Below are 16,862 nucleotides of genomic sequence, written 5' to 3'. Positions count from 1 at the left end.
AAGCTGATTATTCAGGTAGGTGTTAGCTTTGTCGTTCTCTATTGATTCAGGCAGTCATGAATAAAGTTTATATCAGCGCACAACAACTTTTAGAAGATTCTTTCGAACTGGCCATTCAGGTGTATGAAAGCGGCTTTCGTCCTGATTATATTGTAGGTGTCTGGCGTGGCGGTGCCCCAGTAGGCATAGCCGTGCAGGAGTTATTGCATGTATTTGGAGTGGAGTCTGATCACATAGCGATTCGCACATCAAGCTATACCGGAATTGGTGAGCGTAGCAAAACTGTGCGCGTACATGGTTTAACCTATTTGATTAAACGTTTAGAAAGTGAACATAACTTGCTAATTGTGGATGATGTTCATGACAGTGGTTTAAGCATTGACCATACAATTTTAGAACTGAAAAAAGCCTGTAAAAAAAATACCCCCAATATTCGTGTAGCCACTCCTTATTACAAACCAAAGAATAACAAAACTGATCGCGTTCCGGATTATTTTGTACACGAAAGTAGCGAGTGGCTGGTGTTTCCTCATGAAATTGACGGTTTAACCACAGAAGAAATTCGTGAGAATCGACCTGAACTTGCGCATATTGCGGATAGGATTGATGCTATTAAAAAAGCTTAAATAAAAAGGGTAGCAATGGCTACCCTTTTAAATTACATGCCGCTGGCATACATCATCACATGGTAAATCACGTTCTGCTCGTTCACACCGCTAACTAAGTGCGCCCCAGGGCCAATGGCATAGATACCCACATCTTCACCACCATGAGTTTCGCTGCCGCGAGGGTGCAGAGCTTCTTGGTGATACCCCGGTTGGGCGGTATCAATTTTAGAGATATCTTTTCGCCCTACGTTGATTGGTTTGTCGTAACTGGCGTCGGCATCTGTTTCATCTTTTAAGTCGTGCATCCCGCGACCATTTAAATATCCCAAGGTAGTGTAAGGTAAGCCGTCTTCCATTAATGTTGGTTGGGTTTCATTGGGTGCCACCACTTTACCTAAAATAGGGTTACCTCGTTTAGGGTAGCCTGCCATGGTCATCACGTGGCTGTGATCGGCAGTGACAATGATAAGAGTCTCGGATAAATCCACTTTACTTAATGCAAGTTCAACGGCATTGGATAATTCTATGGTGTCATGTAGTGCATTATAGGCGTTGCCTGCATGGTGGCTATGATCAATACGACCGGCTTCTACCATTAAAAAATACCCTTTGCTATTTTGCGCTAATTTATCAATGGCTACGGATGTCATTTCACTTAAACTAGGCTCGCCTAAAGTATCCTTTGAGCGATCTTGTTCATAACGCATATGAGATGGGTTGAACAAACCAAAAATGTGGCTGCTATTTAATGTATTTTGGTTAAATAAACCTTTTTGGTTATTAACATAAGCACCACTTGGATATAAATCGCGCCATTCATTAATTAAATGACGACCATCTTTGCGCTTGCCTTCGGCTGTTTCTGAGTTTGGGTTTTCTTCATTAAATTTAATATCGTTTGGTAAAAAATTGCGTCGTCCACCACCAAGTATTACCTCAATTCCATTGCTATTAAAATTAGGGTACTTGGAAGCAAGGGTTTGCTGAAATTCAATGAGCTGAAGGGCAATGTCTTTACAGGCTTTCTCAGATTCAGGGACCTTTGCATCGTTTTCCCAGTTTCTATGGGGAGATTTTGCATAAGTGGCGGCGGGAGTGGCGTGAGTGATTCGAGCAGTACTGACAATACCTGTGGCTTTACCCATTAATTCAGCACTTTCCAGCGCCGTGGTGAGTTCATGTCCTTGTGCGCTTTGGCAATTACCTTTTTCGACGGTCTCATCAATGGATAATACCCCTGCATCTGTTTTGATGCCGGTCATAATGGCGCTCATGGTGCCGGCTGAATCTGGAGTTTGCTGATCGGTATTATAAGTTTTAGATAAACCAGTAAATGGGAAGTGTTCAAAGCTTAAGGTATTTTCTTCTCCGGATTCGCCTTTTAACTGCCCTTGTAAAATTCGAGCGGCGGTTAGTGTGCTAATACCCATACCATCACCTAAAAAGACAATCACGTTTTTAGCCTTGGATCTTTGTTTTAAATCTAAAACAGATAGCTTTTCTGCAATGGACTTTTGACCTTGTTGATACCAAGGGTTCTGTGTTTGTACGGATGAGAGGGTTGTAGGCTGGCTAGATCCAGAACTGCAAGCAGTAAGGAGGCCTAATACCGGAAGCACAGGTAAGATTTTTAATATATTCATGATGTTCCTTTATGAAACAAAAAAGCTGAATGCATTATGCATTCAGCTTTCTATAAATGGAAATTAAAGGTCTAAAGCGATTTTAATATCACGCCATGATACCAGCTTAAAATTTTGATTTTCAATGGGTAAAAAATTACGACCATCTTGTACAACTAATAAGCCCTCAGGGAAAGTGGCATTAAAGTTCACCGATGACACGGTTAAGCCGTCTGTTTCTGAGGCACCATCAATTTCTAGGGTTTCATTTAGGCTAATGCGAAATTCACCTTTAAACTCATAAGGTGCATGAGCATTAAATACCACATAGCTGTCATTGCCTTGGCTTGATACTATTAGCCACTTCTCGTCACCTTTTGTATAAATTTCCATGCCTTCAATGTCGGCGGTAAGATGAACGCCTACTTGGCTTACCATGGTCATGGAAGTTGGCGCATTAGGCTCGGCACCTAAGGTCCATACCGAAGCGTTTTCTTCACCAATGAATAGGCGCTGAGTTTGTTCATCTGTGGTGCAACCTTCTGGTTGTGTCTCCACACTAAACTCTCTTACTAGCTCACCTTGCCATCCGCTTTTTTGATCTGAAATGTGCCATTGTTGAAAACGACCATCGCTGTCATTAATAAAAACATACACTTGATCATTTAAACCTTTATACATGCACAAACCATAAACCCCATCTAACCCAGTTTGAATTTCATTTACGGCGTTAATAAACCCCGTTTGAGGATGAATGCTAAATAATGTAATAGTATTTCGATCCCGCTGGCTGGCGGCTGCGATATCGGCGGGTTTACCGTTAAGGCTAAAACCTTGGCGAATATCCACATTATTCACGCGGCCCACCAATAGCTCTTGGGTTTGTTGCCCTGCTAAATTGTAGGCATACAAACCACGTTTTTTATTAGTGCCTACAATTAAACTTTTATTATTATCTTTAGGGTGTACCCAAATAGCGGGATCGTCTGCTGCATCCCCTTGACTGCTAACCGCTTGAGTCTCAACCAGAGGTTTTACATTTTTAATGTTAGAATGAGTTCTAGCAGAATCAGTGAATGGTATATGCCATTTTACTAGTTTTCCATCGGCATCATTCATGGCAGTAAACTGTATTTTGTCTATACCCAAACGCTGTGCACTTAATGAGTCCAGTTCCATATGTTCATTTAAGGTTTGGGTGGAGTACGGCTCAATATTAAAACCTTTAATTTTAAATTGATGAATGGTTCCGGTACCTGCTTCAGCCATAAATAAATTATCTTCGATGACAGCTAGGGGGCCTGAGTTTTCAGATAGGTTGCCATAAGGGGCAACCAAATCAATCGCCGCGCGTTTCACTTCACTTTCTGCTCTTGCTGAATACACCCAAACACCTATGTCTTCCTCACTGACAAACAGCTGATCGGTAGCATCATGTACGGCACATGATTCTGCCCCTGGAGGCATTGGCAAGTGACGTAATAGTTTCAATTCAAAATCTTTTTTACCTTCTTTAATGTAATACTGGTGCGCCATATGCTCTTCATCTAATAAAAAAACCTGTAATGGATTGTTTTCACTTTGATATAAACACAGACCTTCAATAGGCATTAAAACACCAGTTCCGTGCTTGATGTTTAACCGGTTATTTTGAACACGAATTAGACTAGGCTGTCCTGCCTCGTTAATCGCAAAAACAACAGATTGCTGGTCGACTTTGCGTGTATCCATATATTCAGCTTTTTCTGAAAGTGTATGTATGGCGTTATATTGTTGATCGGACAAAGTGAAGCTGGTTTGAGGTCCGTAACTTAACCATTGGTTGGTAGTCAGCTGAATAGCATGCTCCCCATTAAGGGGTAATGGTTGATGCACGATAGAGTTCGATAACATTTTTTCTGGTAAAAAACTGCAGGCACTAGTGATAATGGTGCTAAAAATTAAAAATAGTATAGTGGACTTCATAAATAACCTATTAAATATCGCGTTATTAAAGCAAGGTGGTAATGGACTCCACCTGGCAGCTTAAAAGACTAAAATTGCGAAATAGTTAACCCTAGACGATAACGAGTACCGTAGTCTTCGTATTGGGAGTTGTATGCTTCTGAATTGACATATGTGTAATAAGGCTCATCAGTTAGATTGGCTATATCAAATGAAACCTTCATATTATCCAGAATGTTGTACGACATGCTGAAGTCCAGTTGAGTTTGTGCTGCTTGATATACATCATATAAATGAGTTGTTATGTCATTCACTTCTAGTAGGTATTCAGATTTATAGTTTGCAGCAATACGAAGCATCCATTGACCTTGCTCATAACCAACAATGAAGTTACCAGTAACATCTGATTGATTGGGTAAAGATATTTCACGCTCCACTAAATCACCATCATCATAGGTGCTGATCAGGGCATCCGATTCAATAAAACTAGCATTAGCACTAATTAATAAACCATTAAGAGGGTAAGGTAGGAATGCCATTTTTTGTGAGTAGGCTAATTCAAAACCGTTTAGGGTTGCTTTATCACCATTAACAAAAGTGGCTACTTCATCATAGTCGGCCCATTCTGGACTTCCTGCCAAATCCGTTTCGTAAATAAAATTATCAATGTCTTTACGGAAGTAAAAAGCCGAAATTAAACCTGCGTTACCAGTAAAGAACTCAAAACCTAAATCCACATTGCTTGATTCGAGCGATTTAAGGTCTGAATTGCCAAGACTGGCTTCCTTGTCTCCGTCGTCTTCGGTATCAGAAAACGAAGGTGCCATTTGCTCAAAGGTAGGGCGGACAACAGCTTGGGTATAAGCCGCACGTAATTGCATGTTGTCGTTTAATTCATAACGTACATGTAATGATGGCAGTAGGTGATCAAAATCGGTTTCTTTTTTCAACGGCGTAAATTGATCCGCTTGTCCGTCATAACGTACGCCATCAAACTTAGTTTGGGTGTCTTCATAGCGTACACCGGTTAAGATACGTAGTTGGTCGATATCAATTCGGCCCATCACATAAGCGGCGTTAACCGACTCTTTTATATCATAGGTTGCCAATTTGCTATCTTCTTCTTGATAGGCAGCAGATTTATCTAATGAAGCAAGTAGGCTATTGATATCATCACTGGAAACCGTTGGTCCAAATTCATTAATATTATAATTGGCAGTAGGCCCTTGATAGTCGATTAGGGTATCGTCGGCCGCCCCAAAATCATCGTAAATATATACGTTTTCTTCTTGATGTTTTTTACGACTTAATGACTTACCACCAAATTTCATAATGGCAGGATAGTCATTTATATATAAGTCGCGAGTAATATCAAACTTCGCACTTACTTGAGTATCTTTAGTGGAAGCTTCTGTGTATTCCACTTCATCTAACTCGTAAGCCGCTGCGTTAAAGTAATCATTAGAAGTAATCATGGTGGGCTTTTTAGTATTAGTAAAACCGATACCGTCTAATTCTTCTTGTTTGAACACTGCCCCAGCAATACCACCGGGTTCATCCTCTTTCGCTTCGCTATAGCCTAGTGCGTAAGACAGAGTCCAGTCTTGAATAAAGTGTTCACCACCAAATGTTGTGGATAATATTTCTTGAGTTTCTTCACGGTCTTTCAGTTCCCGTTTTACTTCGGCAAGACCAGTGTCACCTGCTTGACGGGCGCTGCCATCAAATTCAAGCTCGAGCTCATCATTTAATGCAAGTTTACCAAATTCTATTTTACTGGATTGACGTTGTTCGTCGTCGGTAAACTGACTATACAGAGTGCGAAGATATAAGCGATCATTGGTACTAATATCATAATCGAAGTTTAAAGCAGCACCAATACGAGTACGCTCTATGGTGTAGTCCCGTTGTTCAAGTTCTTCTAGTGCGGCAGGATCTTCATCAAAGTCCCAAGCACCGCCAGTCTCCACATTATTCGAGCCAAATTTTCTTTGATCGTAACTTAGGGCTGCTGCTACGCCTAAACGCTGTGCATTTGGTAACTCAAATGCATTGCCTGCTGTGAAGGCAATACTGGGGTTGGTTTTTTCTGTATGTTCTTCGTAACTGGCTTCACTACGAATGGTATAAAAAGCATCAGCGCGATCTAAAGCAGATAAACTTTCCACCTCAATACTGCCACCAATGGCATTGGCATCCATGTCGGGTGTTAAGGTTTTGGTGACGGTCATGGAGCTGATCAAGTCAGATGGCATGACATCTAATGCAACTGCACGACGACCTGCTTCAGGTGCTGGTAATTGAGTACCATTCACGGTTACCGCATTTAAGTCTGGGCTAATACCACGGACACGAACAAAACGCCCCTCACCCTGATCACGTTCAATGGAAAGACCAGGTACACGCTGTAGTGCTTCTGCGGCGTTGTCATCAGGTAGTTGGCCAATGGCATCGGCATTAATCGCACTGACCATATTATCGGAAAACCGTTGACGGTCGATGGCTCGTTGCATTTGTGCAGCTTGACCCACTACAACAATTTCTTCGATTGATTCCTCTTGTGCAGTAATAATTAAATTTTTGCTTAGGGTTTGCTGATCTTCAATGACAATGCTTTGTGTATGCAGTGTTTCATCGGCTAAGCGTACTGTTACATGGTAGGTGCCGGCTTTGAGTTGATTTAGTCGAAAGCGACCTGCGCGGTTGACTAATACATCACGGTTCAGTGCTTTTATGCTTACTACACTGCCATTAATAGGCTGCAAATTGCTGCCATCTAGCACCATCCCTTCCCATTGGCCATCAGCGAAGCTGTTATGACTTGTAAAGCAGGTAAGACCTGCCAGCGCAATGGCGTTTGTTAATGTTTTTATTTTCATGCTTTAGGTTCCGTGTTTTTAATGATTGCAGGCACGGTAGTGGTGAAGAATGACAGTTATGTGACGCTGAATTTTAGTGAAGAGAAAGCTGGACTTATATGACGTGCTTAATGAGTTAATTGAGCTTTTTAAACCCGTTACCACCCTTGTTATACCGAAGTCTCATAGGTGAAAATTGTAAAAACATGATAATTAATTAAATATTCCCCACTATGGGGAATTCCCCTTGAGCTGATTTAACCCGTCTGGAATTTGTTACCTGTAAACAAAGTGTCATATATACCTGTTATCTCAACGGAATCATTTATTTTATTGGTTTAGTTATGTTTTCAACTATCTTGTTGCATAAACGCAAAGTTGTATTGTTGAGCGTTATTTTACTCAGTTGTGTATTGGTTACTGCATGGGTTGGCGATGCAAAATACTGGCATGAGATTGATTGGGTGGATGTGATCGGTGAAGGGGGGAGTGCCTGCGCTATGGCAATCTGGATTGTATTTATTTTAGGGAGTCGTCCTAAAGGTCGAGTCACTGATTTACTTACCTTAGGATTAGGTGCCATGATGGTGGCTTTTTGGCAGGATGCTTTAGATGAATTTATTCGTATTCCGGCAGAACAATGGTGGGAACAGTGGTTTGAATCTGTGGCTATGCCAGTGGGAATTTCAATTTTAACTTATGGTTTGTATCACTGGTATCAAGAGCAGTTAGTGGTGAATGATATATTAAAAAAGCGAGAACAATTTTTTCGTGAGCATTTATGGCTTGATAATATTACTCATGTTAATCGAGTTGACTCTCTTAATCAGCAGTTACAGCGTATTGGCCATGAGCACGGAGAAAGTGAGCTTTCGTTGATCATGATGGATGTGGATAAGTTTTCTATGTTTAATCGAATTCATGGAAAGCAGGAGGGGGATCGATTTTTATTTCAATTAGCAGAGTTCCTGCAACTAAATATGCGTGATAATGATTTACTTATTCGATATGCGGCGGATCGTTTTATTATTATTTTACCCCATACTGACTATATGTCAGCGCTTTCCATGGCATATGAAATTCAGGACGCTATTGCACATTTTTATTACCGCTTGAAAAAAACAGGGCACAGTTATGTACCCTCAGTATCCTTAGGTATTGCTACTAGGAAAGGTGATGAAGTATCAAATTTGGTCGAAAGTGCAAATCAAGAATTAAGCTTGGCTAAACAAAAGCGTAAAGTAGCTTAATTTTTATGTCACGTTTTTTTGATAATCATCACGCTTATTATCCTGCCCACTATCAACTCATATCATTAATGGATTTGTTGGATGGACAAGGAGTACATCATCACCAGTACTTGAAAGGAACGGGCTTGTTTTATGATGATATGATCTCAGGTGAAAAAGTTTTAACAGCTGCTCAATATGTAAAGCTTATTGAAAATGCACAAAAGTTAGGTGATAAAACGTTAGCGTTTCGTTGGGGTCATGCCATGTGGCCCGGTCATTATGATGTATTTAGCCAATTGTTAAATAGTACAAATAATCTAAGAGATTTATTGGATGTTATTAGAAACTACTCACAAGTATTTTGCCCTTTACTTAAGCCTTATGTAGAAACAGCAGAAGAGCATACTTTTATTTATTGGCAAGATGAAATGGGGGTGTCAAAGGTATTAGATTTTTTAGTAGCTAGCTATTCCACAGCCATGAGTTCCATTTGTCACTGGTATCAAGGAGAAAAACTATTATGGAGAATTTGTTTTTCTTGCCCTCAACCTAAATTAATTGAAGAGTATCAAGTTAACCTTGGCGGTAAAGTTCAGTTTGATATGGGGGTGAATGTAATGGCCATTGCAAATGTCCATTTAAATGAACAGTGGGGAAATAAACGAAATAGTGACGTGATATATGCCATTCTAGAACGGCAAGCAAATAATCTTTATAGTGTGTGTTTGCCTGGTTTTATTGGTGCAGTGGGTCAGTGGTGTCAGAAAAATATTGATCATCATGTTAGTTTAAATCAAGCAGCCGTTGCATTTGAAATGAGCAGTGCTACATTTAAACGCAAGTTAAAGCAACATTTTACCTCATTCCAAAAAATTCAAGATCAAGCAAGGTTGCATACCTGTCTATACCTTCAATATGAGAAACAATGGAATAATCAACAGGTCGCTGATTATTTAAAGTTCTCTGATGCTAATAACTTTAGAAAAGCATTTAAACGCTGGTGTGGTAATACACCCAGTGTGATGAAGCAGAAGTTAACAGATATTATTAGTATTTGATCATTTTAATCGCTGGCGTATAAAAAGAGCATAAAAGTCGATTGTTGTTACTCAATCGACTTTTAAAACTTAGTATCTAAAGCACTTCACTTTTTAAAACTGGGTACTGCTCAGCCGCTAGGCGTGGGCCAAACTGGCTAACAACTTGAGCGCTGATTTTACTGGCTAGTTTGCCAGATTCTTCCCAGCTATGGCCAGAGGTAAGGGCATGAAGGAACGCGCCTGCAAAGTTATCGCCCGCACCATTGCTGTCTATGGCAGTAACGTTGTGTGGGGCAATCTCAATTGTGTTGTTACCATCAAATAGTACAGCGCCTTTGGAACCACAGGTGATGGCAAAGGTTTTTGTCACAGATTTAAGCGCGCTCATGGCATCGGTTAAATTTTCAGTGCCGGTAAAACCTAGGGCTTCTTCTTCGTTGCAAAATAATAAATCTACACCATTGCCCAGCATATCAGTTAAGCCATCTTTGAAGAACTGTACCATGGCAGGATCAGAGAATGTCATTGCGGTTTTAACGCCGTTGGCTTGAGCGATTTTTTTGCCTTCAATGGCAGCATTGCGGGCGGTATCGCTGCTTACTAGATAGCCTTCGAAATACAGGTATTCACTGTCTTTTAACGCGGCTTCATTGATGTGACTATGGTTTAAATTAGCGGTAATACCCAGATAGGTATTCATGGTGCGTTCTGCATCTGGGGTGATCATAACCATGCACTTACCAGTGACACCCTCTTCACGCTCGCCTCCTAGGTTAGTATCTATACCTGCACTGGTTAAATCTTTTAAGAAGAAATCACCGGTTTCATCGTTAGCTACATTACAGGTATAAAAGGTTTTAGAGCCTAAATATTGGGCAGCAAAAATTGTATTAGCGGCGCTGCCGCCGCCTGCACGTTTTTTCAGGCCGAATTGTTCAGTTAGTTTTGCTAAAAGTGCTTCTTGCTGGCTTTGCTCGATTAAGGTCATTTGACCTTTTTCTATACCGGCTTGAGCGAAGAATTCATCGGTAACTTCAAATTCTTTATCTACTAGGGCATTTCCGATGCCGTAAATCTGATACTTGGCCATGCTGCGTCTCGTATATTTGGAGAGATGTGAAAGCAGGATAGTTTAGCAGGGTGTGAATCCAGTGGGAAATTCACCCATGTGTTAGATGAAAGGTTTGGTATACTCAGGCCATGAAAAATCACTCAACTTCCCGATTTAAGACGTTTGTCTCTTGGCTTCTAAAACTTGCGATTGTGGGGGGAGTGGTGCTGGCTATTTTAATGGCCTACCTTGACGCACAAATTCGTGAAAAATTTGAAGGAAAGCGCTGGGCTTTACCTGCAAAAGTGTTTGCCCGTCCTCTAGAGCTATATCCTAGCTTGGTAATAAAGCCTAAATACTTGGTTCAAGAATTGGATCAAATTGGCTACCAGCGAGTGCCCAATGTACAAACCCCCGGACAATACAGTTATAACGGCCAAGAGATGGATATTTTTCGCCGTTATGTGAAGCTCTATGATGGGGATGAAACCGCTGCTCGCATTCATATTCGGTTTAATAATGAAGTCATTGATGGCCTTTGGTTAGATGGTAAGCCCACTACCTTGGCCCGGTTAGAGCCTTTATTAATTGGCGGAATTTATCCTAAACATAATGAAGATCGTCAACTGATCCAGTTAAGTGAAGCGCCAGAGTTATTGCTAAAAACCCTAGTTGCGGTTGAAGATCGAGATTTTCACCATCACTTTGGTATTAGCTTTAAAGGCATCGCTCGTGCGATGGTCATGAACGTCCAAAGTGGGCGATTGGTGCAAGGTGGGTCGACGTTAACTCAGCAGTTGGTGAAGAATTTCTTTCTCACTCGTGAGCGCACACTAATCCGCAAAGCCACTGAAGCATTAATGGCATTATTGGTTGAGTTGCATTACAGCAAAAATGACATTTTAGAGACTTACCTCAATGAGGTGTATCTAGGACAAAGTGGCCGAAGGGCTATTCATGGCTTCGGGCTAGCTAGCCAGTTTTATTTTGGAAAGCATATTGGAAATTTAACGGCCCCAGAGATCGCCACTTTAGTGGGTATGGTTAAAGGCCCTAGTGTTTATAATCCCAAACGTAAGCCTGAAAATGCTATTGCAAGGCGTAACGTGGTATTAAATGTTATGCACGAACAAGGCTTAATAAGCGATTATCAACTTGCGGTTTGGGAAAAGCGTCAGCTGGATGTGGTGCAGTATAGTCAGTACCAGCGAGTAGAATACCCAGCTTTTTTAGATCTAGTGAAAAGACAGCTGCGCAGTGATTATGCCGACAGTGATTTAACCAGTGAAGGTTTACGTATATATACCAGTCTTGATCCCATAATTCAGCGCAGTGCGGAACAAGCCATGAGTAAACGTCTTGCGCAGTTAGAGTCTGGTTATCGTATGCCACAAGACTCCCTACAAGGTGCCATTGTAGTAGCCAGTACCGAAAGTGGCGAGGTTGAAGCAGTGGTTGGGGATAGAAACCCCAGATTCTTTGGTTTTAATCGGGCGTTAGATGCTAACCGATCAATTGGCTCATTAGCCAAACCTGCTGTGTATTTAACCGCATTACGCTCACCTCAGTATCACTACATCACCCCACTAGACGATAGTGAAATTAAAATAGCCAGTACCAATGGTCATGTATGGCAACCTGAAAACTATAGTAAAAAAAGTCACGGAACTTTACCTTTGTATCAGGCCATGGCGCGATCACTTAATCAAGCTACGGCTCGTTTAGGTTTACAGGTTGGTTTAGAAAATATCGTAAAAACGTTCAATGATTTAGGTGTTAAACAGCATATTCCCGCGTACCCATCAATTGTTTTAGGGGCCTTTGAAATGAACCCGTTTGATGTTGCGCAAATGTATCAAACTATTGCCGCTTCTGGTTTTCACACACCACTTAAAACCATTCGTGGTGTGACAACGGCCAAGGGTGAGTTACTCAGTCGTTATGGTTATGAAGTTAAACAAGCCATCAAAACCGAGCCAATTTATCTACTACAAAAAATCATGCAGCAAGTGGTACGAGAAGGGACTGCTCGATATTTGAATACTCAATTTAATGAGTCGTTAAATCTTGCGGGCAAAACGGGCACCAGTGATAGCCAGCGTGACTCATGGTTTGCTGGTTTTAGCGGTGATAAATTGGCTGTGGTATGGTTAGGGCGGGATGATAATGAATCCATGCCATTAACCGGTGCCAGTGGCGCACTGCGGGTTTGGGCGCAAACGTTTAAAGATTTACCATTAAAGCCACTTTATCCGTTACCTACAGAGAACATTGTTGAGCAGTGGGTTGATGTAGAACAAAACGCACTGAGCAGTGAAGGTTGTGACGGCGCACAATTGTTACCATTTATCAAAGATCAACTGCCATTAATGTCAGTTGATTGTGCAAATCAATCAAGCACCGAAAAGCCTTGGTGGTCGCGCATATTTAATTAAAGGTTATTTATTTCAATGAAATTAATTGTTATTGCATTATTGGTTGCATTAAGTGGCTGCTCAACAAATCAGTATCAGTCCATTGATCAATCTCAAATTGAAAACCATGCGTTAGCACAATTACCCAACTGGTATCACGATAAGCTGGGCTTACAGCTCCATGGCGGTAATAAATATCCACAGAACGGCGCCTTAAAAACGTTATTGCAACAAGCTGATTTGGAATTTATTCGTGGTAATTTTCAAGCTTGCCAAATATTACTTGAACGAGCGCAACGTATTTCGACACGGGAGGCTAGTGTTTATGTTCGTTTGAGTTATTTATTTTGGTTGGAGGGTAATATTCGAGGAGCTGAACAAATGGCGCGTCGTGCCTTGGCGTTAGTTGTGAGTGATCAAATTACTAGCGAAGAAGTGAAGCGCTTGCTGCAAGCTATTCAGGCTAATCAGTATTAATGTTCGAGTTTAAATGTGAAGGACTGTGTTTAGGCTCTAAGTTTTTATAGGAAAACCATTGGCTTATAAACAATGAATTAAGAAAGCCCGCTTCATGGTTGAGCGGGCTTTTTATTGCTCAAACTACTATGGGCGAGATGGGAATACACCTTGAATTGCAACACACCAACGCATTGCTAAATAAGGGCTGCGATATTCTATAGGTAGTCCACCACCTGTATTACCAATGGTAGAAGGGTCCATTACTTTATTGGCTGGTCCTTCATGATAAATGTCTGTCCCATCATTAGGAATAGCAAAAATATCAGTACCAGGGCCATTTTTTGTTGCAGTTTCATTAGTCGCATTTAAATCGTGGCTGTGTGAAGGCATGTTGGCAACGGTTACCGTTAAAGATTCATAACCAGATTTTTGACCTAGTGGATATTGCTTTAAACCAATATTGCTTTGATTGTTATAGTGAATCGGAGCACGACCACGTAAGTCAGGAAGTCCAAATGTTGTTCGACCATCACCGCCATATGTTGTGCCATACAAGGAAAATAGGGCTGAGAATTGAGAAATAGCTAGAAGTTGACCATTTGCCTCCATCCAATTACGTGGACAAAATTGATAGCCTACTAACATCATTTCTCCTAGAAAAGGATCAGGCCCAGCAAAAGCAGGCTTAGATGAAAGTACAGAGGCGCTTAATGCAAGCCCTAAGATCATCGATGTTTTTTTGATGTTAAATTGCGGTTTCATTTTGTTGCTCCTAAATTTAGCAGGCTGAGTCACTTTGTTATTTTTTATAATCTTTGGTTATAAGTCGGAAGGCTAAGATAAATTGAGTAAGAAAACAACAAAAACAATGAATAAGTTCTAGAAGATTATTATGAATGATTATTCATTTCTATTGGTTTTAATTTACCTACCGTTTGATGTTTTTTTAATAAATATAAGAAAGAAGTATGAGTAATTAATAAAACGAAGCCTTTATACTGATTAGCCAATAAATTCTCATTTCATATAAAATATCAAAGAGAAAAATATGACCTCCCAAACTAAAAACGACTGTGACAAAGGATCCGTTTCTCTTGATAATTTAGTTTCAGTTAGTGATAGCAGTGCTCATCAACATTCCGGCGATAAAATGATATTAACCGGATATGAAACATCTAAGCTTTATTTAGAAACCAGCGCTATGTGCGATTACGCTATGAGCGTAGGACTGGAAGTGCCAGCAAAATTAATTCAAGAAAGCGAAGTAATTCGCTTTAATATAAAGCAAGGTATATCCGTTGATGATTTAGGTGTGCTTGCAAAAATGCATCAGCAGTTAGCTAAAATTGTTGCACCCGCTTCGCCACAAAATTTATTATTAATTGAAAATGAAAAAAGTAGGGAGTCAATATTTAGCTTTGTTTCTCTGTTTCCATTAGCTCGTTCAATTATTGCAATTTCTTTAGTGTTTCTTATCTCTTTTATTCTGCTTGGGCAATTAGAAATCGTAAATGAGGAAAATTTAAAAGCAGGCATTTTGGGTAGCCATGGTTTTACTGCAATTGCGATTTTAGGCTATTTGGTTTCATGTGCGGGCTTGGGTGCGTGTTTTACAAGTTTGTACCGTATTCGTGAATACGTATCTAATTTGACCTTTGATCCAAGACATAATTCATCTTATTGGGCATCCATCTTACTGGGAACAATTGCAGGATTATTTATTTCTGAGCTGCTGTTCGGCTTTATTTCAAGTACCAGTGCTGATTCAACAGCGGGTTATAACGCTCAGCTAGGCAAACCTGCGATGGCCTTGTTGGCTGGCTTCTCATCTAATATGGTGTATACCTTATTACAAAGAATCGTTGATTCAATTGAATCCTTATTCAAGGGAGATCAGAAACAAATAAGACAAGTGCGTCGTAATGCGGATTTAGGGGAGCTTAAAAATAGAGAAAACGAAGTCTATATGGATGTGAGCCATAAGCTGATGAATATATATCAAAAAGGAGAAAACAATCCTGAATTAATGCGTGCTGAATTGAAAAGCGCACTTGATGAAATTCATTCTAAACGTTAATTTTTCAGTCATTAATAAATAGATGCGTTTAATTCTTTGGGCGCATTTTTGCATTAGTTTTTAGTCTACCCTCTAGGTAATATATTTAGCGCTCTGCACGATATTACACTTATTCATGAAGTCACATTGCCAGCTGCTATCGGTAAACTTAATGTTATCAATACCCAATGGGGTTGGAATGCAGGCAAAATAATTAAGCTTTTGGCTCACGAATGACTCGAGTCTCACTATAGCGATCATGCCATGTGAGCTTGTCTTTATCGATCAATAACCACAAATACCCAAACGCAAAACAACCTAACGATGCCAGTGATACTAAAAAACGCAACAGACACTGAGTCAGCGTGAGTGGGCCATTATTGGTATTTAGCAGCCGCAGTCGCCATGCACGCATACCTAAGGTTTGACCTCCCCGGCGCCAAAAATGGGTATTAAACCAAAAGGTGACGATAAACAGGGCGCTAGGCAAAAATGGATTGTGCGTATCAGCATGCTCACCACCGTTGGCAGCGACAAATATCACCCCGACGATAAACCAAAGGCCTATTACCAGTAATGCATCATATGACATGGCAGCAAAACGAATAAGAACACCAGCATTGCTGACGGTTGTGGCATCGGGGTGTGCTTGTTTGGTCATATAAACTCTAGAGCGGATTCCAATTAAGCGCTCAATTATACATGACTCATGGAAGGTAGGTAGAAGCCAAATGCTATAAGTTAAAGCCCAGTTGAATATGGCCTGTTGTGCTTCTATCGACGGCTTCAGTGTAATCGGGGCTAAACAATACGTTAAGCCGAGCGATGATTTGTAAAGAGTGCCAGTTGTAACCCATGCCGAGCTGCACTACGGCGCCACTAGCATTAAAGCTAGCTTCAGAGGTCTCATAGTTTTCAGAGAACCCACCAATACCTGTGAATAATTGCCAGCCAGTTTGTAAGTTACTGCTTAATATTAGGCTAAGTTGGGTACTTGAATAATCTTCATCTGGGAGGTCACTGCCAGACTGAGTCAAGCTATCACCAAAACCGTTGGATATTTTTAGTTCACTATAGCTAGCAAGGTTTACGTCTGCATAAAATGCAAAGTGGGGGCTTAAGTGATATTGCCCTGCTAAATTTACACCAGTATAAGAGGCTTTATTTTTGGTGGTGCCTGAAATGGTGGTTAAAGTATGAGTAATACTGCCAACAAATAAGGTGCCATATATTGCTTCATCGGTATGATCTGGCGTTTTATAGGTAGGTTGAGCAAGGGCTTGTTGGGTTTTTTTGGGTTGGTAAGGTTGTGCGCTTGTTTGTCGGTCTATGAATTCGATTTCTTGTCTGGGTACATACAACACTTCCCCGGAGGCTAACTCAATTTTGTATTTTCCTTGGCTAAAATTTCGCTCTAACAGGGTGCCTTTTAGTACGCTGCCATCGGTTTTGTAGATAATATCTTGGTAATGTTGCGCCTTAATATGCAGGCTGACACACATTAATAAGAATATAAAACACATTCGCATAAATATTCCCCCTGTCCCTATTGTTATTTTAGACGGTAATTAACAATAG

13 protein-coding genes are annotated in these 16,862 nt (G+C 40.6%); 6 read left to right on the top strand and 7 right to left on the bottom strand.

Annotation, left to right across the window (positions count from 1 at the left end; translation table 11 throughout):
• Positions 1-56 precede the first annotated feature (56 nt).
• On the top strand, positions 57-626 hold the full coding sequence (locus ABWV45_RS04745) for a phosphoribosyltransferase (RefSeq protein ID WP_353349203.1): 570 nt from the start codon (positions 57-59) through the stop codon (positions 624-626).
• A gap of 32 nt (positions 627-658) precedes the next feature.
• Here ABWV45_RS04745 and ABWV45_RS04740 read toward each other — a convergent pair whose 3' ends face one another.
• From ABWV45_RS04740 to ABWV45_RS04730, 3 genes are all read right to left on the bottom strand, one after another.
• Positions 659-2,251 carry an alkaline phosphatase family protein gene (locus ABWV45_RS04740; protein ID WP_353349201.1) on the bottom strand — a complete coding sequence of 531 codons (1,593 nt, stop codon included), beginning with the start codon at positions 2,249-2,251 and terminating at the stop codon, positions 659-661.
• A gap of 63 nt (positions 2,252-2,314) precedes the next feature.
• Entirely contained in the window at positions 2,315-4,195 is a 1,881-nt protein-coding gene (locus ABWV45_RS04735; protein WP_353349199.1) for a phytase, read from the bottom strand.
• 68 nt (positions 4,196-4,263) lie between these two features.
• Entirely contained in the window at positions 4,264-7,053 is a 2,790-nt protein-coding gene (locus ABWV45_RS04730; protein WP_353349197.1) for a TonB-dependent receptor, read from the bottom strand.
• Between the two features lie 323 nt (positions 7,054-7,376).
• On the opposite strand from ABWV45_RS04730, the gene ABWV45_RS04725 reads away from it, so the two are divergent.
• Both ABWV45_RS04725 and ABWV45_RS04720 read left to right on the top strand, forming a co-directional pair.
• The gene (locus ABWV45_RS04725; RefSeq protein ID WP_353349195.1) at positions 7,377-8,282 is read left to right on the top strand and encodes a GGDEF domain-containing protein; all 906 of its coding nucleotides are present in this window, start codon (positions 7,377-7,379) and stop codon (positions 8,280-8,282) included.
• 5 nt (positions 8,283-8,287) lie between these two features.
• On the top strand, positions 8,288-9,322 hold the full coding sequence (locus ABWV45_RS04720) for an AraC family transcriptional regulator (protein ID WP_353349193.1): 1,035 nt from the start codon (positions 8,288-8,290) through the stop codon (positions 9,320-9,322).
• Between the two features lie 76 nt (positions 9,323-9,398).
• On the opposite strand, the gene ABWV45_RS04715 is transcribed toward ABWV45_RS04720, so the two are convergent.
• Entirely contained in the window at positions 9,399-10,394 is a 996-nt protein-coding gene (locus ABWV45_RS04715) for an adenosine kinase (protein WP_353349191.1), read from the bottom strand.
• 110 nt (positions 10,395-10,504) lie between these two features.
• Between ABWV45_RS04715 and mrcB the strand changes: the two genes are divergently transcribed.
• Together mrcB and ABWV45_RS04705 are read left to right on the top strand one after the other, a co-directional pair.
• The gene (gene mrcB, locus ABWV45_RS04710; protein ID WP_353349190.1) at positions 10,505-12,790 is read left to right on the top strand and encodes a penicillin-binding protein 1B; all 2,286 of its coding nucleotides are present in this window, start codon (positions 10,505-10,507) and stop codon (positions 12,788-12,790) included.
• Between the two features lie 15 nt (positions 12,791-12,805).
• Positions 12,806-13,246 carry a hypothetical protein gene (locus tag ABWV45_RS04705; protein WP_353349188.1) on the top strand — a complete coding sequence of 147 codons (441 nt, stop codon included), beginning with the start codon at positions 12,806-12,808 and terminating at the stop codon, positions 13,244-13,246.
• 126 nt (positions 13,247-13,372) lie between these two features.
• Here the strand turns inward: ABWV45_RS04705 and ABWV45_RS04700 are convergent, their stop codons facing one another.
• The gene (locus ABWV45_RS04700; protein WP_353349186.1) at positions 13,373-13,990 is read right to left on the bottom strand and encodes a phage tail protein; all 618 of its coding nucleotides are present in this window, start codon (positions 13,988-13,990) and stop codon (positions 13,373-13,375) included.
• A gap of 286 nt (positions 13,991-14,276) precedes the next feature.
• Here ABWV45_RS04700 and ABWV45_RS04695 point away from each other — a divergent pair, with 286 nt between their 5' ends.
• On the top strand, positions 14,277-15,305 hold the full coding sequence (locus ABWV45_RS04695; RefSeq protein ID WP_353349184.1) for a hypothetical protein: 1,029 nt from the start codon (positions 14,277-14,279) through the stop codon (positions 15,303-15,305).
• Between the two features lie 193 nt (positions 15,306-15,498).
• Here ABWV45_RS04695 and ABWV45_RS04690 read toward each other — a convergent pair whose 3' ends face one another.
• Positions 15,499-15,945: an RDD family protein gene (locus ABWV45_RS04690; RefSeq protein WP_353349182.1), complete on the bottom strand. Its 447-nt coding sequence runs from the start codon at positions 15,943-15,945 to the stop codon at positions 15,499-15,501.
• 73 nt (positions 15,946-16,018) lie between these two features.
• Positions 16,019-16,813, bottom strand: coding sequence for a TonB-dependent receptor (locus ABWV45_RS04685; RefSeq protein ID WP_353349180.1), 795 nt, complete (start codon positions 16,811-16,813; stop codon positions 16,019-16,021).
• Between the last annotated feature and the right edge of the window lie 49 nt (positions 16,814-16,862).

This window comes from Oceaniserpentilla sp. 4NH20-0058 (assembly GCF_040371755.1).
In the GTDB taxonomy this organism is placed as follows: Bacteria; Pseudomonadota; Gammaproteobacteria; order Pseudomonadales; family Oceanobacteraceae; genus Bermanella.
The sequence above is the reverse complement of the archived record's forward strand: the minus strand, read 5'-3'. Positions and strand labels throughout refer to the sequence as shown.